General features: G+C 54.8%; 21 protein-coding genes. 12 read left to right on the top strand and 9 right to left on the bottom strand.

The window, feature by feature from the left end:
- Positions 1–198: 198 nt before the first annotated feature.
- The 3 genes from DK872_RS21450 to DK872_RS21440 all read left to right on the top strand — a co-directional run bounded on the left by DK872_RS21450 (position 199) and on the right by DK872_RS21440 (position 3,467).
- The gene (locus DK872_RS21450; RefSeq protein ID WP_007371566.1) at positions 199–1,773 is read left to right on the top strand and encodes an MFS transporter; all 1,575 of its coding nucleotides are present in this window, start codon (positions 199–201) and stop codon (positions 1,771–1,773) included.
- A gap of 10 nt (positions 1,774–1,783) precedes the next feature.
- Positions 1,784–2,923, top strand: coding sequence for a glycoside hydrolase family 105 protein (locus tag DK872_RS21445; RefSeq protein ID WP_079517759.1), 1,140 nt, complete (start codon positions 1,784–1,786; stop codon positions 2,921–2,923).
- Positions 2,924–3,176: 253 nt separating this feature from the next.
- Positions 3,177–3,467 carry a hypothetical protein gene (locus DK872_RS21440; RefSeq protein WP_051644015.1) on the top strand — a complete coding sequence of 97 codons (291 nt, stop codon included), beginning with the start codon at positions 3,177–3,179 and terminating at the stop codon, positions 3,465–3,467.
- 144 nt (positions 3,468–3,611) lie between these two features.
- Here the strand turns inward: DK872_RS21440 and argS are convergent, their stop codons facing one another.
- The gene (gene argS, locus DK872_RS21435) at positions 3,612–5,345 is read right to left on the bottom strand and encodes an arginine--tRNA ligase (RefSeq protein ID WP_007371569.1); all 1,734 of its coding nucleotides are present in this window, start codon (positions 5,343–5,345) and stop codon (positions 3,612–3,614) included.
- Positions 5,346–5,558: 213 nt separating this feature from the next.
- Between argS and DK872_RS21430 the strand changes: the two genes are divergently transcribed.
- Together DK872_RS21430 and cutC are read left to right on the top strand one after the other, a co-directional pair.
- On the top strand, positions 5,559–6,119 hold the full coding sequence (locus DK872_RS21430) for a VOC family protein (RefSeq protein ID WP_079517760.1): 561 nt from the start codon (positions 5,559–5,561) through the stop codon (positions 6,117–6,119).
- A 70-nt stretch (positions 6,120–6,189) separates the two neighbouring features.
- Positions 6,190–6,933: a copper homeostasis protein CutC gene (gene cutC, locus DK872_RS21425; protein WP_007371571.1), complete on the top strand. Its 744-nt coding sequence runs from the start codon at positions 6,190–6,192 to the stop codon at positions 6,931–6,933.
- Positions 6,934–7,015: 82 nt separating this feature from the next.
- Here cutC and cmoB read toward each other — a convergent pair whose 3' ends face one another.
- The 5 genes from cmoB to DK872_RS21400 are packed head-to-tail and all read right to left on the bottom strand — an operon-like array spanning position 7,016 to position 10,593.
- A complete protein-coding gene (gene cmoB, locus DK872_RS21420) occupies positions 7,016–7,987 on the bottom strand; it encodes a tRNA 5-methoxyuridine(34)/uridine 5-oxyacetic acid(34) synthase CmoB (RefSeq protein ID WP_007371572.1) in 972 nt (323 codons plus the stop codon).
- Complete coding sequence (gene cmoA, locus DK872_RS21415; RefSeq protein ID WP_007371573.1) at positions 7,984–8,724, bottom strand: carboxy-S-adenosyl-L-methionine synthase CmoA; 741 nt, start codon at positions 8,722–8,724, stop codon at positions 7,984–7,986. Before cmoA ends, cmoB begins: the two co-directional genes overlap by 4 nt.
- A gap of 39 nt (positions 8,725–8,763) precedes the next feature.
- Positions 8,764–9,159, bottom strand: a complete 396-nt coding sequence (locus DK872_RS21410; RefSeq protein ID WP_161518802.1) for an MAPEG family protein — start codon at positions 9,157–9,159, stop codon at positions 8,764–8,766.
- A gap of 52 nt (positions 9,160–9,211) precedes the next feature.
- The gene (locus DK872_RS21405; protein ID WP_007371575.1) at positions 9,212–10,030 is read right to left on the bottom strand and encodes a DUF72 domain-containing protein; all 819 of its coding nucleotides are present in this window, start codon (positions 10,028–10,030) and stop codon (positions 9,212–9,214) included.
- Entirely contained in the window at positions 10,027–10,593 is a 567-nt protein-coding gene (locus DK872_RS21400) for a hydrolase (protein ID WP_007371576.1), read from the bottom strand. The genes DK872_RS21405 and DK872_RS21400 overlap by 4 nt, the downstream gene beginning before the upstream one ends.
- 267 nt (positions 10,594–10,860) lie before the next feature.
- Here DK872_RS21400 and aspS point away from each other — a divergent pair, with 267 nt between their 5' ends.
- The 4 genes from aspS (at position 10,861) to ruvC (ending at position 14,529) form a co-directional block, all read left to right on the top strand.
- Positions 10,861–12,639: an aspartate--tRNA ligase gene (aspS, locus tag DK872_RS21395; RefSeq protein ID WP_035942233.1), complete on the top strand. Its 1,779-nt coding sequence runs from the start codon at positions 10,861–10,863 to the stop codon at positions 12,637–12,639.
- A gap of 1 nt (position 12,640) precedes the next feature.
- Positions 12,641–13,084, top strand: coding sequence for a dihydroneopterin triphosphate diphosphatase (nudB, locus tag DK872_RS21390; RefSeq protein ID WP_007371579.1), 444 nt, complete (start codon positions 12,641–12,643; stop codon positions 13,082–13,084).
- Positions 13,085–13,229: 145 nt separating this feature from the next.
- Entirely contained in the window at positions 13,230–13,970 is a 741-nt protein-coding gene (locus tag DK872_RS21385) for a YebC/PmpR family DNA-binding transcriptional regulator (protein WP_007371580.1), read from the top strand.
- A 37-nt stretch (positions 13,971–14,007) separates the two neighbouring features.
- Positions 14,008–14,529, top strand: coding sequence for a crossover junction endodeoxyribonuclease RuvC (gene ruvC, locus DK872_RS21380; protein WP_007371581.1), 522 nt, complete (start codon positions 14,008–14,010; stop codon positions 14,527–14,529).
- Positions 14,530–14,554: 25 nt separating this feature from the next.
- Here ruvC and DK872_RS21375 read toward each other — a convergent pair whose 3' ends face one another.
- Complete coding sequence (locus tag DK872_RS21375; RefSeq protein WP_007371582.1) at positions 14,555–15,373, bottom strand: helix-turn-helix transcriptional regulator; 819 nt, start codon at positions 15,371–15,373, stop codon at positions 14,555–14,557.
- A gap of 95 nt (positions 15,374–15,468) precedes the next feature.
- On the opposite strand from DK872_RS21375, the gene DK872_RS21370 reads away from it, so the two are divergent.
- The 3 genes from DK872_RS21370 (at position 15,469) to ruvB (ending at position 18,080) form a co-directional block, all read left to right on the top strand.
- Positions 15,469–16,350, top strand: a complete 882-nt coding sequence (locus DK872_RS21370) for an SDR family oxidoreductase (protein WP_149288676.1) — start codon at positions 15,469–15,471, stop codon at positions 16,348–16,350.
- A 99-nt stretch (positions 16,351–16,449) separates the two neighbouring features.
- Complete coding sequence (gene ruvA / locus DK872_RS21365) at positions 16,450–17,061, top strand: Holliday junction branch migration protein RuvA (protein WP_035887502.1); 612 nt, start codon at positions 16,450–16,452, stop codon at positions 17,059–17,061.
- A gap of 8 nt (positions 17,062–17,069) precedes the next feature.
- Entirely contained in the window at positions 17,070–18,080 is a 1,011-nt protein-coding gene (gene ruvB, locus DK872_RS21360; protein WP_007371585.1) for a Holliday junction branch migration DNA helicase RuvB, read from the top strand.
- 83 nt (positions 18,081–18,163) lie between these two features.
- Here ruvB and znuB read toward each other — a convergent pair whose 3' ends face one another.
- Positions 18,164–18,949 (bottom strand): zinc ABC transporter permease subunit ZnuB, encoded by a 786-nt coding sequence (gene znuB, locus DK872_RS21355; protein WP_107146626.1) that lies wholly within the window; start codon positions 18,947–18,949, stop codon positions 18,164–18,166.
- Positions 18,946–19,701, bottom strand: a complete 756-nt coding sequence (gene znuC / locus DK872_RS21350; RefSeq protein WP_035887496.1) for a zinc ABC transporter ATP-binding protein ZnuC — start codon at positions 19,699–19,701, stop codon at positions 18,946–18,948. Before znuC ends, znuB begins: the two co-directional genes overlap by 4 nt.
- Positions 19,702–19,728 lie beyond the last annotated feature (27 nt).

Raw genomic sequence — 19,728 nt, 5'->3', positions numbered from 1 at the left:
TTTGAAGCATTAGAAACGCTGTTTTATAAATCAGTGATGCGCGTATCGACACTCTTTGCATTTTTGCCAGTTACGCCTTTTTGCTGGCAGAAACAGAAAGGTTTCCTGTTGCACATCCTCTTACTTTAGCCGTGTAAGAAATTCCTTTGGCTAAGCCGGATTGTCAAAGGTCCCCAATAATGAACAGGGTTGACGGCAATGAAAACACGTAAAATTGGACTGGTTAATTACCTCGCCTACGGTTCTGGCGATTTTCTGGGAGCGGGCACGACCGCGTTGACCGCAGCATGGTTACTCTATTTCTACACAACCTTTTGTGGTCTGACACCGATCGAAGCGACATTTATCTTTGCAGCCGCAAGGGTGCTGGATGCAGTTGTGAGTCCGCTGATGGGCTTTTTGACCGATAACTTCGGTACGACCTGGCTGGGTAAGCGCTTTGGTCGCCGCAAATTCTTTATCCTGCTGGGTATTCCTTGTGTGTTCAGCTACTCAATCATGTGGGTAGGGGACATGAGTTTTTGGTATTACCTGCTGACCTATCTGCTGTTTGATGTGGTCTACACCATGATTCTGGTGCCCTATGAAACGCTGGTGCCAGAAATGACCGATGACTTCAAACAGAAAACCAAATTCTCCGGCGCGCGCATCTCAATGGCGCAAATGTCAGCGATTCTGGCGTCATTCCTGCCGGGGATCCTGTTGACGCATTTCGGCAAGGACAACCCGATCTCTTTCTTCTATGCCAGCCTGGTGTTCTCGGTAATGTGCGCGATGATGCTGACGTTTGTCTGGTGCTTCACCTGGGAGCGCCCGCGTGAAGAGTGGACAGAAGCGGCGCTGCGCGCGGAAGCGGAGAAGAAACATCTTACTCTCGGCCAGAGTCTGAGCCGCCTGTTTGTCGAACTGAGCTCAACGCTGCGTATCAAAATCTTCCGCCAGCACCTGGGCATGTATCTCGGCGGCTATATCGCTCAGGATGTGTTCAACGCCGTATTCACTTACTACGTGGTGTTCGTGTTGATGCAGGAAGCCTCGGTGGCATCCAGCCTGATGGGCACCATGGCGATATTCCAGTTCATTGCGGTTATCGCCATGATCCCGCTGTGTATTCGTTTTGGGCCTGCACCGTCTTACCGCATGGTGGTGGTGCTGTTCGGTCTGAGTGCCGCGTCTTACGCCGTGCTTTATTACACCGGTTTGAGCGATGTGTATTCGCTGTTGCTGCTGGTTTCTGCCGTTGCAGGACTGGGGCGCGGCGGTATCAACTATGTGCCGTGGAATACCTACACCTATATCGCTGACATTGACGAAGTGGTCACCGGCCAGCGTCGTGAAGGGATTTTCGCTGGCATCATGACGCTGACGCGCAAAGCCTCGCAGGCCGGTGCGGTGATGCTGGTGGGGATCGTGATGCAGGCATCCGGCTTTGTCTCCGGGCAGAAAACCCAGGCGGCGGAAGTGAGCCATACCATTCTGCTGATCATGTGCTTTGGCACTATCGCCGTGCTGTGCTGCGGTTTCCTCGTTTCCTTGCACTTCAGGCTGAATCTGAAAACGCACAGCGTGCTGCGTGAAGAGACGGCAAAAATGCGCCAGAGCGGCCGTGCGATGCCGGAATGCATTACCCCGCAGGCGCGGGAAACGGTCGAGATGCTGGCGGGAATGCCATACGAATCCCTGTGGGGCAATAACAATATCGGCTATCTGAATCGTAATAAACCTGCCGCGCCCTCCCTGAAAGACGCGTCACTGAAATCGACTTACAACTGAGGTTAAGAATATGAAGGTTTGGCCTGTCAAACACAGCCCGTTACTGCGGCAGCCGGAGCGTTTTATCGCCCGTGATGAACTGAAGGCGTTGATTCGCAAGGTTACCCACAATCTGGTCAACATTCACGATACCAGTGGCGAATTTTTACTCCGGCTGGATGATGGCCGCGTGATTGACACCAAAGGCTGGGCTGGCTGGGAGTGGACGCACGGCGTCGGGCTGTACGGAATGTATCAGTATTACCGCCAGACCGGAGATGAGAGCGTTCGCGAGGTGATTGATAGCTGGTTCGCCGACCGTTTTGCAGAAGGCGCAACCACCAAAAACGTCAACACCATGGCGCCGTTCCTGACACTGGCGTACCGCTATGAAGAGACGCGCAATCCAACGTACTTGCCATGGCTGGAGAGTTGGGCGGAGTGGGCGATGAACGAGATGCCACGCACCGATCACGGCGGTATGCAGCATATTACGCTGGCGGAAGAGAATCACCAGCAGATGTGGGATGACACCCTGATGATGACGGTACTGCCATTGGCGAAGATCGGTAAACTGCTCAATCGTCCGGACTATGTGGAAGAGGCGGTCTATCAATTTCTGCTGCATGTGCAAAATTTGATGGATCGGGAAACCGGGTTGTGGTTCCACGGCTGGAACTACGCGGGGCTACATAACTTTGCCAAAGCGCGCTGGGCGCGCGGCAATAGCTGGCTGACCATCGTGATCCCGGATTTTCTTGAGCTGGTGGATCTGCCGGAAAATAACGCGGTGCGCCGCTATCTGGTGCAGGTGCTGAATGCGCAAATCGCCGCACTGGCGCAGTGTCAGCATGAGAGCGGGCTGTGGCATACACTGCTGGACGATGCTGATTCCTATCTGGAGGCGTCGGCTACCGCGGGGTTTGCCTACGGTATTCTGAAAGCGCTGCGTAAACGCTATATCAGTGCTGATTATTCTGAGGTGGCAGAAAACGCGGTCAAAGCGATCGTTGGCAATATTTCGCCGGAAGGGGAGCTGTTGCAGGTTTCGTTCGGTACCGGCATGGGCAGTAATCTGGAGTTCTACCGCCAGATCCCACTCACCTCTATGCCCTATGGTCAGGCGATGGCCATGCTCTGCCTGACGGAATATTTGCGTAAATATTTCTGAGTTCGTTATGCGTAAAATAAAAACCGCTCCTGCTTATGGTGAGCGGTTTTCTATCTGGAATAATCCGATCATTTTTTCATATTGCGAATAATTAATCTGAATGCAATTAATAAAAACATTCACTGTGTGAATAATGACATTATTTATTCGTTATTAATAAAAATGTGATTAAGCACACACTGTATGGATTCTGTATCGTCTACTTTTAATTTGTGTTTGAGATTTATCTAATACGTAAAACAAGGAGGTGGAAATGGGTGAAATAGTGGGTGGCTATATTATTGACCCTGCGGTGAACATCAATGAAAAGGGAATGACGAAAGATCAGGTATCCCGGTTTATAACGGCGTTTGAAGGGATCGTCGGAGCGAAATATTTGCCGCTAATGTATATTGGCAGTCAACTGGTTGCTGGCCATTTGTACGCTTATATTGCTCAACGCACTTTTATTCACTCCCAGTCAGTAGAGGTTACCCTGGTCAAGGTCGTTATATATGAGTCATTTGACAATGAATTAGCTATCCACTCGATTAGTGAGATCTGAACCATATTATCGTCATGATAGTGATTGCTCTTTGAAATAAACATCCTGTTATTGTTAACTCTGTCATTTATTGTATATGCGCGTCTGTTCAATCTTAGCCAGATTGTAACAAACAGTCCGCCTCCGCTGAGGCGGACGATTTTTTTACATTCTGTCGACGGTTTCAATACCCAGCGTATCCAGCCCCAGCTTCAGCGTTTTCGCCGTCAGCAGCGCCAGTTTCAGACGGCTGTTGCGCACCTCTTCATCCCCGGCGGAGAGAATCGGGCAGTGCTCATAGAAACCGGAAAACAGACCGGCCAGATCGTACAGGTAGGCGCACATCACGTGCGGTGTCCCTTCACGAGCCACAACATTCAGCGTCTCTTCAAATTGCAGCAGGCGGGCTGCCAGTTGTGATTCGCGCTCTTCGCCGATGGTAACCGGTGCATTCTCCAGCACGCTCTCTTCAAGACCCGCTTTGCGGAACACGGAGAGTACGCGCGTGTAGGCATACTGCATATACGGTGCGGTATTGCCTTCAAACGCCAGCATGTTATCCCAGTCGAAAACGTAATCGGTGGTACGGTTCTTTGACAGATCCGCGTATTTCACCGCGCCGATGCCTACCGCGTTGGCCAGTTTTTCCAGCTCATCTGCCGGCATTTCCGGGTTTTTCTCGGCAACCAGGCGACGGGCGCGCTCCAGCGCTTCGTCCAGCAGATCGGCGAGTTTCACCGTACCGCCGGCACGTGTTTTAAATGGTTTGCCATCTTTGCCCAGCATCATGCCGAACATATGGTGTTCCAGCGGCACGGAATCCGGCACATAACCGGCTTTGCGCACGATAGTCCACGCCTGCATCAGATGCTGGTGCTGACGGGAATCAATGTAGTAGAGCACGCGATCGGCATGCAGTGTTTCATAACGGTATTTGGCGCAGGCAATATCGGTGGTGGTGTAGAGATAACCGCCATCCTTCTTCTGGATGATAACCCCCATCGGTTCGCCTTCCTTGTTTTTGTACTCATCAAGGAACACCACGGTAGCGCCTTCACTTTCTACCGCCAGGCCTTTAGCCTTCAGGTCGGCTACGATGCCAGGCAGCATCGGGTTGTAGAGGCTTTCACCCATCACATCTTTGCGCGTCAAGGTAACGTTTAAGCGCTCATAGGTTTGCTGGTTCTGACTCATGGTGATGTCAACCAGCTTGCGCCACATTTCACGGCAGTATTCATCGCCGCCCTGCAGTTTTACGACATAGCCGCGCGCACGTTCAGCGAAGGCGGCATCTTCGTCGTAATGTTTTTTCGCTTCGCGGTAGAAACCTTCCAGATCAGCCAGCGCCATTTCTCCGGCGTTTTCCTGCTGCTTCAGCTCAAGATACGCAATCAGCATGCCGAACTGCGTGCCCCAGTCACCAACGTGGTTCGCGCGAATAACGTTGTGGCCGAGGAATTCCAGCGTTCGTACGGAGGCATCGCCAATAATGGTTGAGCGCAGATGGCCAACGTGCATCTCTTTCGCCACGTTTGGCGCAGAGTAGTCAATCACAATGGTCTGCGGCTGCGGCTGCGTTACGCCCAGGCGTTCAGATTTCAGTGCCTGGTTAACTTCCGCGGCGAGAAATTCCGGCGCGAGGAAGATATTGATAAAACCCGGCCCGGCGATTTCAACTTTGTTGGCAATCCCGTCGAGTGAGAGATGAGACAGAACCTGCTCAGCCAGTTGTCGCGGCGCCATGCCCAGTTTTTTAGCCACTGCCATTACACCGTTAGCCTGATAGTCGCCAAACTGGACTTTTGCTGACTGACGAACCTGTGGTTCGCAATCGGCGGGCGCGCCTGCCGCGATCATAGCCTGACTGACTTTTTCTGAGAGAAGAGCCTGAATATTCACCGGGATACCTTACGTTTAGGACGCGACACATGCGGGCGCGTCCGGGTGTTCATTAAAGGCGGGAGTATACTGCAATTGCCCGTTGGCGTCAGCACCGCGTCGCGCGTGGTCTGTGCAGAAAATCATCCACCGGCGCGCAGAAAGCCTGGGAGTTGGTGAGCGGCGCATAACAAGGTAGATTATGCGCTTTGCGACGACATACGGGTACGGCTTATGAACAACTGGCAAGAAATTGAAGAGTTGCAGGATATTGTCACGGATCTGCCGCGTTTTCGCGACGATTTGCAGGCGCTAACCACGCGATTAGGGCTGGCGATTGCGCCACTTCATGCCGACCATATTTCCCTGCGCTGCCACCAGAACGCCACGGCGGATCGCTGGCGACGCGGATTTGAACAGTGCGGTGAATTGCTGTCGGAAAATATCATTAACGGGCGCCCGATCTGTTTGTTTAAATTGCATCAGCCACTGCATGTGGAGCACTGGGCATTTACGGTGATTGAACTGCCGTGGCCGGGCGAGAAACGCTATCCGCACGAAGGCTGGGAGCATATCGAAATTGTCCTGCCAGGCGCGCCGGAAACCCTGAATGCCCGCGCGCTGGCGCTACTGGCTGATGAAGGGTTAAGCCAGCCGGGCATCGCCGTGAAAACCAGTTCGCCAAAAGGAGAACGCGAGCGTTTGCCAAATCCAACGCTTGCGGTAACCGACGGCAAAGTGACGGTGAAATTTCACCCGTGGACCATTGAAGAGATTGTTGCCAGCGAGCAGTGACGCTTGCAGGTGTGAGGGCGCGCAGATTCGCAATTATATAAGCGTGCCATGATGAACAAAGGGAGGAGCTATGGCCTTACTGGAAATCTGTTGTTACGGCGTTGATGACGCGGTGATCGCTCAGCAGCAGGGGGCAGATCGCATCGAGTTTTGTGCGGCACCGAAAGAGGGCGGGTTAACGCCTTCCACCGGTGCGCTGAAAAGCGTCCGTCAGCGAGTGACGATTCCGGTGCATCCGATTGTTCGCCCACGCGGCGGCGATTTTTGCTACCGCGCCGATGAATTTGCCGCCATGCTGGAAGATATCCGGCTGCTGCGCGAACTCGGTTTCCCCGGTCTGGTAACGGGTGTACTAAACGAAGACGGTCAGGTCGATATGCCGCGCATGCGGGAAATTATGTCGGCGGCGCAGGGGATGGCGGTGACCTTTCATCGCGCCTTCGATATGTGCGCCAACCCGCAGCAGGCCTGCGATGCGCTGGCAGAATTAGGCGTTGTTCGTATTCTCACTTCCGGCCAGCAGGCGTCAGCGGAAAAAGGACTTTCATTAATTAGGGAACTTAATGCCCGCTCTGGCGCTCCAATCATTATGGCCGGTGCTGGTGTGCGTCCGCAAAACCTGGAAATATTCCTGGCGGCGGGAGTCAAAGAGGTGCACAGCTCAGCAGGACGCTGGTTCGCGTCGCCGATGCGTTATCGCAATAGTGGATTATCGATGTCGTCGGATGCCCAGGCGGATGAATATGCCCGCTACGGTGTTGACGGCCCGGCAGTGGCGGAGATGAAGCAGATTATTGCGCTTCACCGCCCGTAACAGTTTTTACCGCGCATCATGTCGCCCAATATGATGCTTGCTCGTACCAGGCCCCTGCCATTAACAGGGGCCTTTTTTTATCTTATGGTTTACGGGCAATCAGTACGGCGCGCAGCGGCGCCGGATAGCCTTCGACGGTTTTCGTGCTGTCATGTGGATCGAGGAAATCTGCCAGCGATTCGGTCACCATCCACGGTGTCCGACGCTGCTCCTCGGTGCTGGTAACGCACATATCGGCGATACGCACATCGACAAAACCACACTTCTCAAGCCAGTTTTTCAGCGCCAGCGCTGAAGGAATAAAGTAGACGTTGCGCATTTGCGCATAGCGATCGCCCGGAACCAGAACCGTGTGTTCATCACCTTCAACCACCAGTGTTTCCAGAACCAGCTCACCCTCTTTCACCAGTTGATCTTTCAGTTGCCACAGATGCTCCAGCGGCGAACGGCGGTGATAAAGTACGCCCATCGAGAATACCGTGTCGAACGCGTTCAGCGCCGGAAGTTGCTCAATCCCCAGCGGCAACAGGTGTGCGCGGCGATCGTCGCCCAGCAGCTTACGTACCGCTTCGAACTGGCACAAAAAGAGTTGCGTCGGATCGATCCCGACTGCCAGCGACGCTCCGGCGCCAATCATGCGCCACAGGTGATAACCGCTGCCGCAACCGACATCGAGGATGGTACGTCCGCGTAAGTCCGACAGGTGCGGCAGCACGCGATCCCACTTCCAGTCGGAGCGCCATTCAGTATCAATATCAATGCCATACAGAGAAAACGGCCCTTTGCGCCACGGCATCAGGTTACGCAGCAGCGTTTCCATGCCCTTGAGCTGACCGGCGCTCAGCGGCTCATCACTTTGCGCCGTCACGCCATTGAGCAGGTCCAGCTTTGCTGGCGTAAGCTGCGGCAGAAATTCGACCGCATTGTTCCACTGTTTAAACTGCCCGTGCAGAGCCTCGCGCTGCCAGGCGGAAATCTGCGGCGGCAGCGTGTCGAGCCAGTGAGCTAATGGGCCAACGGCAATTTGCTGATAAAAACGGCCAAACTCGATCATGCCTTCTCCGCTTTCAGTGCGACCAGCGAACCGAAGTTAAAGCACTGGAACCACAATTCACTGTGTTCAAACCCGGCGGTATGCAGGCGCGCTTTATGCGCCTCGACGGAGTCTGTCAGCATGACGTTTTCCAGCATGCTGCGTTTCTGGCTGATCTCCAGCTCGCTGTAACCGTTGGCGCGTTTAAAGTCGTGATGCATATTGAACAGCAGTTCGCCGACAGTGCTGTCTTCAAAACTGAATTTTTCCGACAACACCAGCGCACCGCCCGGATTCAGCCCCTGATAGACCTTTTGCAGCAGCTTCAGGCGATCGTCCGGCTCGAGAAATTGCAGCGTAAAGTTGAGCACCACCATCGAGGCATTTTCGATCTGAATATCGCGAATATCGCCTTCGATCACCTCAACGGGCGTCGGCGCTTTGTAGGCATCGATATGGCGACGGCAGCGTTCGACCATCGCCGGCGAGTTATCCACGGCGATAATTTTGCAGCCATCCTGATGAATGTTGCGGCGTACCGACAGCGTGGCGGCACCGAGTGAACAACCGAGATCGTAAACCTGCGTGGCGGGCTGCACAAAGCGCTCCGCCAGCATGCCGATCATCGAAATAATATTGGAGTAACCCGGTACGGAACGCTGGATCATATCCGGGAAGACTTCGGCTACCCGTTCATCGAAAGTCCAGTCGCCCAGGCTGGCGATAGGCGCAGAAAAAAGCGTGTCGCGGTGAGACATAGTGTAAATATCCGGGAAAACAAAGGGGCGTATTGTGCGCTAATGCAGGGAGAAAACCAACTCCCAGGGCATATACCACAGATTGGCCAGCACCATCAGCAACAGCGAACAAAACGTTGCGCCCATACCAGAACGACGCCAGCGAACCAGCCGGTGGTGGTATCCGTAATAATGCATCAGGCGGCCGACAATCAACATCAGCCCGCAGATATGCACCATCCAGGTTTCTGCGCCGTCCATCTCCATGAACAGCAATAGCAGCAGCGCGACAGGAATATATTCCACGGCATTACCATGGATGCGTATCGCGCTTTGCAGTTCACTGAACCCGCCGTCGCCATAACTGACGCGATACTGTGAACGCAGGCGGATAACATCAAGGGAAAACTTCAGCAGTAATAATGCACCCAGCACGGCGTAGAGCGCGCTAACCATACTAACTCCCTTTACGATGATGGCGATGGCTTCTCAATGATAGGTGCTTCACTCAAAAAAGAGAAGATTGCAGCGGCAGGGAAGGTGCCGCGCCAATAGCGGGGATGGCGGCGTAAAGATCCTGCCACAGCGTTTCAACCAGTTCGGGCGCCTGGGCGATATCCGGGGTATGCAGGAAAAGATACGGTGTGGTGGTTTGCTCCCATAGCGGCAGCTTTTCCAGCCAGGCGGCGAAAAGCTGCCGATTCTGCGCCATATTGTCGCTACCAATGAAGCGCACCATGGGATGACGGGCGGTGACCAGCGCATGTACCGGCACTTTCGGTTTTTTGCGCTGGGCTTCAATCACAGCTTCACTGTGCGCAATTGCGCTGTGCACCGGACGGCTGTCAAGGATCACGCGGTTGACGCCGCGGGCATGCAAACCCTGATTAAGGGCTTTTTCTTCTTCGCCTTTGGCGAAAAAGAGCGGGTGGCGCACTTCAACACCGTAGGTAAATTCCCCGGGAAGCGCATCAAGAAATGCCCACAGCGCAGGCAAATCGCGCGGTGAGAAAACGGCCGGAAGCTGTAACCAGTACTGGCCTATTCTCCCTGCTAACGGCGACATGCGGCTGAAAAACTCTGCTGTCAGATCGTCGCAATTTCGCAGCGCCGCCTGGTGCGAAATGGTGGCCGGAAATTTAAAACAGAAGCGAAAATCATCGTTGGTCTGCGCGTACCAGCGCGCGACGACCTCCGCTTTGGGAAGGGCATACAGCGTGGTGTTGCCTTCGACACAGTTGAAGTGGCGGGCATACGCCTCAAGACTGTCAATGCCAAGGCGCACCCATTTCGGGTGCGCCCATTGCGGCAGGCCGACATACATCATAACGCGCTGAGGATCTCGTCCGTGCTGCGCACGCGGCTGATCCGCGGGAAGATATTTTTCATGCTGCCCTGATGCTGTTCGGCATTCGCCGCGCTGCACGCATCTTCAGCAAGCACCAGCGAGAAGCCCAGTTCCCAGGCATTACGGGCGGTGGATTCCACCCCGATATTGGTGGAAATGCCGCACAGCACAATGGTGTCAATCCCGCGACGGCGCAGTTGCAGTTCCAGATCGGTGCCGTAAAAGGCACCCCATTGACGTTTGGTTACTTCGATGTCGCTCTCTTTTTTCCCTAACGCCTGCGGGTAAGTCCACCAGTTATCCGGCAACGCATGCCCGCCTGTCGCGGCATCAACCGGTTGTTTCAGCGCTTCGGCGAAATCAGCTGACCAGCCTACGCGCACCAGTACAACAGGCGCACCGTTGGCACGAAATTTTTCCGCCAGGGCAGCAGCGCGTTTTACCACGTCCTGTGCCGTGTGAGGACCACCGGCGAAAGGCAGGATCCCTTCCTGTAAATCGATCACTACCAGAGCGGTTTTCTCAGCATTGAGCTTCAGCATCATAACTCCTGAAAAATGGATGACGTCGGTGGATACCTTACGCGTTATGTACGCCAGCGCGGTGTGGAAATTTTGTTAAATTTTGTGAGAATGCGCAATAAGCGCGCAGCAAACGTGCGTACAGTCAGTAGCGGGCTTATCGTTGGTCAGAATTTCCAGTATAATAGCCCCCTTTTTTCATCCAGTAGTGACATACGAAAATAGCTGCCACCAGAATGCCTGCCGCGCAGGTGCCAGGTCGCGCGCAGCTAATTTAAGGGATATCTCATGCGTACAGTATATTGCGGGCAGCTCAATCAGTCCCATGTGGGACAGCAAGTAACGCTTTGTGGGTGGGTCAATCGTCGTCGTGACCTCGGTAGCCTTATCTTTATTGATATGCGCGATCGTGAAGGCATCGTGCAGGTGTTTTTCGACCCGGACCGTCAGGATGCGTTCCAGCTCGCCTCTGAACTGCGTAATGAGTTCTGTATTCAGATTACCGGTACCGTTCGTGCCCGTGACGCGAAAAACGTCAACAAAGATATGGCTACCGGCGAAGTTGAAGTGTTCGCCACTAAGCTGAACATCATCAACCGTTCCGACGTGCTGCCGCTGGATTCCAACCACGTCAACACCGAAGAAGCGCGTCTGAAATATCGCTATCTCGATCTGCGTCGTCCGGAAATGGCGCAGCGCCTGAAAACCCGTGCGAAAATCACCAGCTTCGTGCGTCGCTTTATGGACGATCATGGTTTCCTCGATATCGAAACGCCGATGCTGACGAAAGCCACGCCGGAAGGCGCACGCGACTACCTCGTACCTTCGCGCGTGCATAAAGGCAAATTCTACGCGTTGCCGCAGTCTCCTCAGTTGTTCAAACAACTGCTGATGATGTCCGGTTTTGACCGTTATTATCAAATCGTCAAATGCTTCCGTGACGAAGACCTGCGCGCTGACCGTCAGCCGGAATTTACCCAGATTGATGTCGAAACCTCTTTCATGACTGCGCCGCAGGTGCGTGAAGTGATGGAAGCGTTAGTGCGTCAGCTGTGGCTGGAAATCAAAGGTGTTGATCTGGGTGATTTCCCGATCATGACCTTTGCTGAAGCAGAGCGCCGCTATGGTTCTGATAAACCGGATCTGCGTAACCCGATGGAACTGGTGGACGTGGCAGACCTGCTGAAAGCAGTCGAATTTAAAGTCTTCTCCGGCCCGGCAAATGATGCAAAAGGTCGTGTTGCCGCGCTACGTGTGCCAGGTGGCGCACAACTTAGCCGTAAACAAATTGACGACTACGGCAAATTTATTGAAATCTACGGCGCGAAAGGCCTGGCGTACATCAAGGTCAATGAAGCGGCGAAAGGCCTGGAAGGCATCACCAGCCCGGTGGCCAAGTTCCTGAATGCTGATATTGTCAGCGCGATCCTTGAGCGCACGGGCGCGCAGGACGGCGACATGATCTTCTTCGGCGCGGACCACAAGAAAGTAGTTGCCGATGCACTGGGCGCGCTGCGTCTGAAGCTCGGCAAAGATCTGAATCTGACCGACGAAGCGAAGTGGGCGCCGCTGTGGGTTATCGACTTCCCGATGTTTGAAGATGACGGCGAAGGTGGTCTGACAGCGATGCACCATCCGTTCACCTCGCCGAAGGACATGACCGCTGCTGAGCTGAAAGCGGCACCGGAAGATGCGGTGGCTAACGCCTATGACATGGTGATCAACGGTTACGAAGTGGGCGGTGGTTCTGTCCGTATCCACAGCGGTGAAATGCAGCAGACCGTGTTCAGCATTCTGGGGATTAACGAGCAGGAACAGCGCGAGAAGTTCGGCTTCCTGCTGGATGCGTTGAAATATGGTACGCCGCCGCATGCGGGCCTGGCATTCGGCCTGGATCGTCTGACCATGCTGCTGACCGGCACTGATAACATCCGTGACGTTATTGCCTTCCCGAAAACCACGGCGGCAGCCTGTCTGCTGACCGAAGCGCCGAGTTTCGCTAACCCGGCCGCGCTGGCGGAGTTGGGCATTGCGGTGGTCAAAAAAGAGACCCCGGAGAATAAATAAGATGCCATTCAAGCATCCCGTTTCCGTGCTGGTGGTGATTTACGCACAGGACACGAAACGGGTGCTGATGTTACAGCGACGCGACGATCCCGATTTCTGGCAGTCGGTAACCGGCAGCCTGGAAGCGGGGGAGAGCGCAACGCAAGCCGCTCTGCGTGAAGTAAAGGAAGAGGTCGAAATCGATGTTGTCTGTGAGCAACTGACCTTAGTCGACTGTCAGCGCACGGTGGAGTATGAAATCTTTAGTCATTTACGTCATCGCTATGCGCCGGGCGTAACGCACAATACCGAATCCTGGTTTTGTCTTGCGCTGCCCCATGAACGTCCGATTGTTTTTACCGAACATCTGACGTACCGCTGGCTTGATGCCCCCGCAGCGGCGGCATTAACCAAATCATGGAGCAACCGGCAGGCGATTGAAGAATTTGTTATTAACGCCGACTAAATTTCCCCGGAATTTTGGTTCTCAGGAAGGCGGCAAACCCGGACGTCGCCAGAAGCTTACTTCGGTGAGTGACTGGTGCGGATGGGCTGCCAACGCACCTGAGGGCTGAAAGGCGAAGGGAAATGGCTTTATTGGAGAGTTTTTTATGGCAGGTCACAGTAAATGGGCCAACACCAAACACCGCAAAGCAGCACAGGATGCCAAGCGCGGTAAGATCTTTACCAAAATCATTCGCGAGCTGGTTACGGCTGCCCGTCTGGGCGGCGGCGATATCGGTTCCAACCCGCGTCTGCGCGCGGCGGTGGATAAAGCGTTGTCCAACAACATGACCCGCGACACCTTAAACCGTGCTATCGCGCGCGGCGTGGGCGGCGATGACGACGCGAATATGGAAACCATCATTTATGAAGGTTACGGCCCTGGCGGTACCGCGGTAATGGTTGAATGTCTGAGTGACAACCGCAACCGTACCGTTGCCGAAGTGCGTCATGCTTTCAGCAAATGCGGTGGTAACCTGGGGACTGACGGTTCCGTAGCTTATCTGTTCAGCAAAAAAGGGGTGATCTCCTTTGAAGCTGGCGACGAAGACACCATCATGGAAGCGGCGCTGGAAGCCGGTGCTGAAGACGTGGTGACCTTTGATGACGGCGCTATCGACGTCTATACCGCGTGGGAAGAGATGGGTGCCGTGCGCGATGCGCTGGAAGCGGCTGGCCTGAAAGCGGACAACGCTGAAGTGTCGATGATCCCGTCTACCAAAGCTGATATGGATGCAGAAACTGCGCCGAAACTGCTGCGTCTGATCGATATGCTGGAAGATTGCGACGACGTGCAGGAAGTCTACCATAACGGTGAGATCTCCGATGAGGTTGCGGCGACGCTGTAATGTCGCTGACTAAATCACCCCTGGCCGGAGGCGCATAATGGCGATTATTCTCGGTATTGACCCGGGTTCGCGCGTCACCGGTTACGGTGTGATCCGCCAGACAGGAAGGCAACTGACCTACCTCGGTAGCGGCTGCATCCGCACGAAGGTCGAGGATTTACCGTCGCGCCTCAAGCTCATTTACGCAGGCGTGACGGAAATCATCACCCAGTTTCAGCCGGATTTTTTCGCCATCGAACAGGTGTTTATGGCGAAAAATGCCGATTCAGCGCTAAAACTTGGACAGGCTCGCGGCGTGGCGATCGTTGCCGCCGTCAATCAGGATCTCCCCGTTTTTGAGTATGCTGCCCGTCAGGTTAAACAGACGGTTGTCGGTATTGGCAGCGCGGAAAAAAGCCAGGTGCAGCACATGGTGCGAACCTTGCTGAAGCTTCCGGCCAATCCGCAGGCGGATGCCGCGGATGCGCTGGCGATTGCCATTACGCATTGCCATGTCAGTCAGAACGCCTTACAGGTGAGTAGTACGCGGCTTAATCTTGCTCGCGGGAGATTACGCTAACAAGCGCCAGTTAATGGCGCTTTTTTTATAATAACGAGCGGATTTTCTGCGCATCCTCTTCCTCCGATGGGTTATAAACCACCATCGTCAAATCGGGTTGTCCTTCAACAGAAAAACTCGAATATTCCAGCGACAACTTGCCGACATTCCCGTGCAGCAGAATTTTGGTGCCTTCTCCCATTCCTCCAATATCATTGCTTTGCCATAGCTCGGCGAATTCAGGAGAGGCCGAACTCAGCTCTTCTACCAGAGGGCGGATCTCCGCCGACGCACCAGCACGGGTCGCATCGGCACGGAACGCCGCCACCAGATAGCGCGCTAACGCGTACCAGTCGCTTTGGGCTGCGCGAGCCTGCGGATTAAGGAAAATGCGGCGCAGAATATTGCGCTCCTGTGCGGGTAATGTGGGGTAATCGGATAGAACCACGGTGGCGGCTTTGTTCCATGCCAGCACATCCCAGGTGGCGTTGCGGATCACCGCCGGGCTGATGGGCATACAGTCCAGCACCTTTTGCAGCCGTTCGGTCACTGTACCGGTTGCTGCGTAATGTATGCCCGGTGCGCGCCCGAGAGCCAGATGAAAAACATGCTCCCGTTCCCGTTCGGAAAGGCGCAGCGCCTGGCAAATTCTGTCCAGCACTTCTGCCGAGGGTGTGCCGCCGCGTCCTTGTTCAAGCCAGGTATACCAGGTGGCGCTAATGCAGGCCAGATGCGCGACTTCTTCCCTCCGCAGCCCCGGCGTGCGTCGGCGTGCGGTGTGAAATCCCAGCGCGTTGGGATCCAACTGCGCGCGGCGGGATTTCAGGTAACTGCCCAGATCTTTTGGCTGAGTAACGCTCTGCATCCTGTTAGTCCTTATACCACGATAAAGTCACTACTTTTCTCTATCACGGATATTTATAAGGATAACGGCGCGAGTCAACATCAGGAGGCACACGCATGCATGTTTTTCTGACTGGCGCGACCGGATGGGTCGGCGCAACAGTGGCGGCAGAGTTACTGGCCGCCGGGCACCAGGTAAGTGGTCTGGCGCGAAATGCAGACAAGGCGCAGGCACTGCTTGCCGTCGGCGGGCAGGTGGTTCACGGGACGCTGGATGATCACGATGTTCTTTTTGCGGCGGCGGCAAAAGCCGATGCCGTGATCCATACCGCGTTTAATCATGACTTCTCGCGCTTTGCACAGAATTGCGCGCAGGATCAACGCGCAATTGAAGTACTGGGAGAGGCATTACTTGGCTCCGATCGTCCACTATTGGTGACGTCAGGGCTGGCAAGGCTGGTGCAGGGACGCCCGGCAACGGAATCAGACAAGCCAGCCGAAGGGCCGGACTATCTTCGTCGTTCCGAACAGGCGGCACAGGCGCTGGCTGAAAAAGGCGTACGCACGGCAAGTATTCGCCTGGCACCCACCGTGCATGGCGTCGGCGATCACGGCTTTGTACCCATTCTGATTGCACTGGCAAAACAAACCGGCGTTGCCGCCTGGCCTGCAGAGGTGAACAATCACTGGGCGGCGGTACACCGCATTGATGCAGCGAAAGTCTACCGGCTGGCGCTGGAATGCGGCGTGACACAGCCGGTTTACCACGCGGTCGCGGAGGAGGCGATTGCCATGCGCGATATCGCCATTGCCATCGGCAAAATGCTTGGTTTACCAGCTGAACCGCGTGAAGCCGCACATTTCGGCTGGTTCGCTAATTTTGCGGCCGGGGAGATGTCAGCATCAAGCGAGCAGACCCGCCAGGTGCTGGGCTGGCAGCCAACGCAGCGTACGCTGTTAGCCGATCTGAGCGATGAGGCGTATTACGCCAATTCCTGAACCGCCCTCGCGCTTTTCTTTCTATATTCGGCTGGATATCTATCCAGCCTTTTTTTATGATACAGCATTACACCTTAGCCCATAGCGCAGGAGCGTCACGTGATAGGCAGACTCAGAGGCATTATTGTAGAAAAACAACCCCCGTTGGTTCTGCTGGAAGTGGGAGGCGTGGGTTATGAAGTGCACATGCCGATGACCTGTTTTTATGAATTGCCGGATGCCGGTAAAGAGGCGACGGTTTTCACCCAGTTTGTTGTGCGTGAAGATGCGCAGCTACTGTACGGTTTTAACAATAAGCAGGAACGCACGCTGTTTCGTGAGCTGATTAAAACGAATGGCGTCGGGCCGAAACTGGCGCTGGCGATTTTGTCCGGTATGTCGGCACAGCAATTTGTTAGCGCCGTTGAACGAGAGGATCCGGCTGCGCTGATCAAACTGCCAGGTATCGGTAAAAAGACCGCCGAACGCCTGATTGTTGAAATGAAAGACCGCTTTAAAGGTCTGCATGGCGATCTCTTCACCCCGGCGGCCGATCTGGTTCTCACCTCTCCGGCCAGCCCGGCGACAGATGACGCAGAGCAGGAAGCGGTTGCTGCGCTGGTGTCGCTGGGATATAAACCTCAGGAAGCCAGCCGGATGGTCAGTAAGATTGCCCGCCCGGATGCCAACAGTGAAACCCTGATCCGTGAAGCGCTGCGCGCGGCGTTGTGAGGTAGAGGATGATTGAAGCAGACCGTCTGGTGGCCCCTGCCAGTACTGATGTGGAAGAGGTTGTGGATCGCGCTATTCGCCCGAAAATGCTCAATGAGTATATCGGCCAGCCGCAGGTTCGTTCGCAGATGGAGATTTTTATCCAGGCGGCAAAACTGCGCGGCGACGCGCTCGATCATCTGCTGATTTTTGGTCCTCCCGGCCTTGGAAAAACCACGCTGGCGAATATTGTCGCCAACGAATTGGGCGTTAATTTACGCACCACTTCCGGCCCGGTGCTGGAAAAGGCGGGAGATTTGGCGGCGATGCTCACCAACCTCGAACCGCACGACGTACTGTTCATCGATGAAATTCACCGTCTTTCGCCGGTGGTGGAAGAAGTGCTCTATCCGGCGATGGAAGATTACCAGCTCGATATTATGATCGGTGAAGGTCCGGCGGCGCGTTCCATCAAGATCGATCTTCCACCATTTACGCTGATTGGCGCGACAACGCGAGCGGGGTCGCTGACTTCGCCACTGCGTGACCGTTTTGGCATTGTGCAGCGACTGGAGTTTTACCAGGTGGCCGATTTGCAACATATTGTCGGTCGCAGTGCCCGCTATATGGGGCTGGAGATGAGCGAAGAGGGCGCGCTGGAAGTGGCGCGTCGTTCTCGCGGTACGCCGCGTATCGCCAACCGCCTGCTGCGGCGCGTGCGCGATTTTGCCGAAGTGAAACATGATGGCGACATCACGGCTGAAATCGCGGCGAAAGCGCTGGATATGCTGAATGTTGATGCGGAAGGGTTCGACTATATGGATCGTAAACTTCTGCTGGCAGTGATTGATAAATTCTTCGGTGGTCCCGTCGGGCTGGATAACCTCGCGGCGGCAATCGGCGAGGAGCGGGAAACCATTGAGGATGTGCTGGAACCGTATTTGATTCAGCAAGGTTTTTTACAGAGGACTCCGCGCGGACGCATGGCGACGGTGCGGGCCTGGAACCACTTCGGCATCACGCCCCCGGAAATGCCATAAACAAAAAGGCCGGTAAGCGTCTGCTTCCGGCCTTTATGTCAGTGGCGGTTGCGGATGGTCTCATCCGGCTGTGCCCGATATAGTTAGCTAACGGGTTTCTTTGTCATGCTGAAGACAAACAGCAGCGCCGCACACAGCACGACTGACGGGCCTGCTGGCGTATCGTAGAAGGCGGAGAAGGTCAGACCGCCGGTCACCGCAATCATCCCGACGCCGACGGCAACCGCCGCCATTTGCTCTGGCGTTCGCGCGAATCGACGTGCTGTCGCGGCCGGAATAATCAACAGCGAAGTGATGATCAGCGCGCCAACAAATTTCATGGCGACGCCAATAGTCAGGGCGGTAACCAGCATCAGCAACAGCTTGACGCGTTGCAGTTTCACACCGTCAACAAATGCCAGCTCCGGGCTGATGGTCATCGACAGTAAGTTGCGCCACTGCCAGAGCAGGATCGCCAGTACCAGCACCACGCCAAGAGCAATGATCATCAGATCGTCCGGCGTCACCGCCAGCAGATCGCCAAACAGATAAGCCATCAAATCGACGCGAATGTTTGACATCAGGCTGACCACGACCAGACCGAGAGAGAGCGCACTGTGCGCCATAATGCCGAGCAGAGTATCGATCGCCAGTTGTGGACGTTTCTCCAGCCACACCAGACCCGCAGCCAGCAGCAACGTCACGGCAATAACAGCGTAGAATGGATTCACATCCAGCAGGAGACCAAATGCAACGCCAAGTAAAGAAGCGTGCGCCAGAGTATCGCCAAAATAGGACATCCGTCGCCAGACGACAAATGAGCCCAGCGGCCCGGCAGCGCAGGCGAGCATAACCCCGGCCAGCCAGCCGGGCAGTAATAATTCAATCATGAGTGTCCATTACCCTGGCGCAGAACAATGCGGCCCTGCAGATCGTGGCGGTGGTTATGGTTATGGCGATAAATGCCAAGCTGTTCCGCACCGCGATGCCCAAACATAGAGATAAATTCCGGATGCATGGAAACCACTTCTGGTGTACCAGAACAGCAAATATGGTGATTAAGGCACAGGACTTCATCTGTTTTCGCCATTACCAGATGCAGATCGTGGGAAACCATCAGAACTGCACAGTTGAGCTCTTTACGCAGTTGATCTATCAGGTTGTAGAGCGCGACCTGGCCATTAACGTCGACACCCTGGGTGGGTTCATCCAGCACCAAAAGCTGCGGGCTGTTAAGCAGGGCGCGCGCCAGCAAAACACGCTGCGTTTCGCCTCCGGAAAGTTTTTGCATCGGAGCATCAACCAGATGTGCGGCCTGTACGCGTTTCAGCGCCGGAATAATGTCGTCTTTGCGGGTGCCGGGGCGTAAACGCATAAAGCGGCCTACTGTCAGCGGCAAGGTGGCGTCAAGATGCAATTTTTGCGGCACATAGCCGATACGCAGGTTCTTTTCACGCTTGATCATCCCTGCATCCGGTGCTACCAGGCCCAGCACTGCGCGCACCAGTGTGGATTTACCCGCGCCATTGGGGCCGAGCAATGTTAAAATTTTTCCTGCGCGTAAGTTGAGCGAAATATCAGACAGGACGCGCCGTTGGCCAAAAGCAACGGTGACATTTTCGAGCGTTACAAGATTCGTCATAGCATTTAACAGGTTGCACAAGTTGTC

The sequence above is a fragment of the Kosakonia sp. MH5 genome, from assembly GCF_009935945.1.
GTDB classification, from domain to species: domain Bacteria; phylum Pseudomonadota; class Gammaproteobacteria; order Enterobacterales; family Enterobacteriaceae; genus Kosakonia; species Kosakonia radicincitans.
Note: the sequence above shows the minus strand (reverse complement) of the source record. Positions and strands in the feature narration are given on the sequence as shown.

Coding starts and splice junctions, on each gene's coding strand:
- DK872_RS21450 (WP_007371566.1), top strand. CDS start 199: ATGAAAACACGTAAAATTGGACTGGTTAATTACCTCGCCTACGGTTCT.
- DK872_RS21445 (WP_079517759.1), top strand. CDS start 1,784: ATGAAGGTTTGGCCTGTCAAACACAGCCCGTTACTGCGGCAGCCGGAG.
- DK872_RS21440 (WP_051644015.1), top strand. CDS start 3,177: ATGGGTGAAATAGTGGGTGGCTATATTATTGACCCTGCGGTGAACATC.
- DK872_RS21430 (WP_079517760.1), top strand. CDS start 5,559: ATGAACAACTGGCAAGAAATTGAAGAGTTGCAGGATATTGTCACGGAT.
- cutC (WP_007371571.1), top strand. CDS start 6,190: ATGGCCTTACTGGAAATCTGTTGTTACGGCGTTGATGACGCGGTGATC.
- cmoB (WP_007371572.1), bottom strand. CDS start 7,987: ATGATCGAGTTTGGCCGTTTTTATCAGCAAATTGCCGTTGGCCCATTA.
- cmoA (WP_007371573.1), bottom strand. CDS start 8,724: ATGTCTCACCGCGACACGCTTTTTTCTGCGCCTATCGCCAGCCTGGGC.
- DK872_RS21410 (WP_161518802.1), bottom strand. CDS start 9,159: ATGGTTAGCGCGCTCTACGCCGTGCTGGGTGCATTATTACTGCTGAAG.
- DK872_RS21405 (WP_007371575.1), bottom strand. CDS start 10,030: ATGATGTATGTCGGCCTGCCGCAATGGGCGCACCCGAAATGGGTGCGC.
- DK872_RS21400 (WP_007371576.1), bottom strand. CDS start 10,593: ATGCTGAAGCTCAATGCTGAGAAAACCGCTCTGGTAGTGATCGATTTA.
- aspS (WP_035942233.1), top strand. CDS start 10,861: ATGCGTACAGTATATTGCGGGCAGCTCAATCAGTCCCATGTGGGACAG.
- nudB (WP_007371579.1), top strand. CDS start 12,641: ATGCCATTCAAGCATCCCGTTTCCGTGCTGGTGGTGATTTACGCACAG.
- DK872_RS21385 (WP_007371580.1), top strand. CDS start 13,230: ATGGCAGGTCACAGTAAATGGGCCAACACCAAACACCGCAAAGCAGCA.
- ruvC (WP_007371581.1), top strand. CDS start 14,008: ATGGCGATTATTCTCGGTATTGACCCGGGTTCGCGCGTCACCGGTTAC.
- DK872_RS21375 (WP_007371582.1), bottom strand. CDS start 15,373: ATGCAGAGCGTTACTCAGCCAAAAGATCTGGGCAGTTACCTGAAATCC.
- DK872_RS21370 (WP_149288676.1), top strand. CDS start 15,469: ATGCATGTTTTTCTGACTGGCGCGACCGGATGGGTCGGCGCAACAGTG.
- ruvB (WP_007371585.1), top strand. CDS start 17,070: ATGATTGAAGCAGACCGTCTGGTGGCCCCTGCCAGTACTGATGTGGAA.
- znuB (WP_107146626.1), bottom strand. CDS start 18,949: ATGATTGAATTATTACTGCCCGGCTGGCTGGCCGGGGTTATGCTCGCC.
- znuC (WP_035887496.1), bottom strand. CDS start 19,701: ATGACGAATCTTGTAACGCTCGAAAATGTCACCGTTGCTTTTGGCCAA.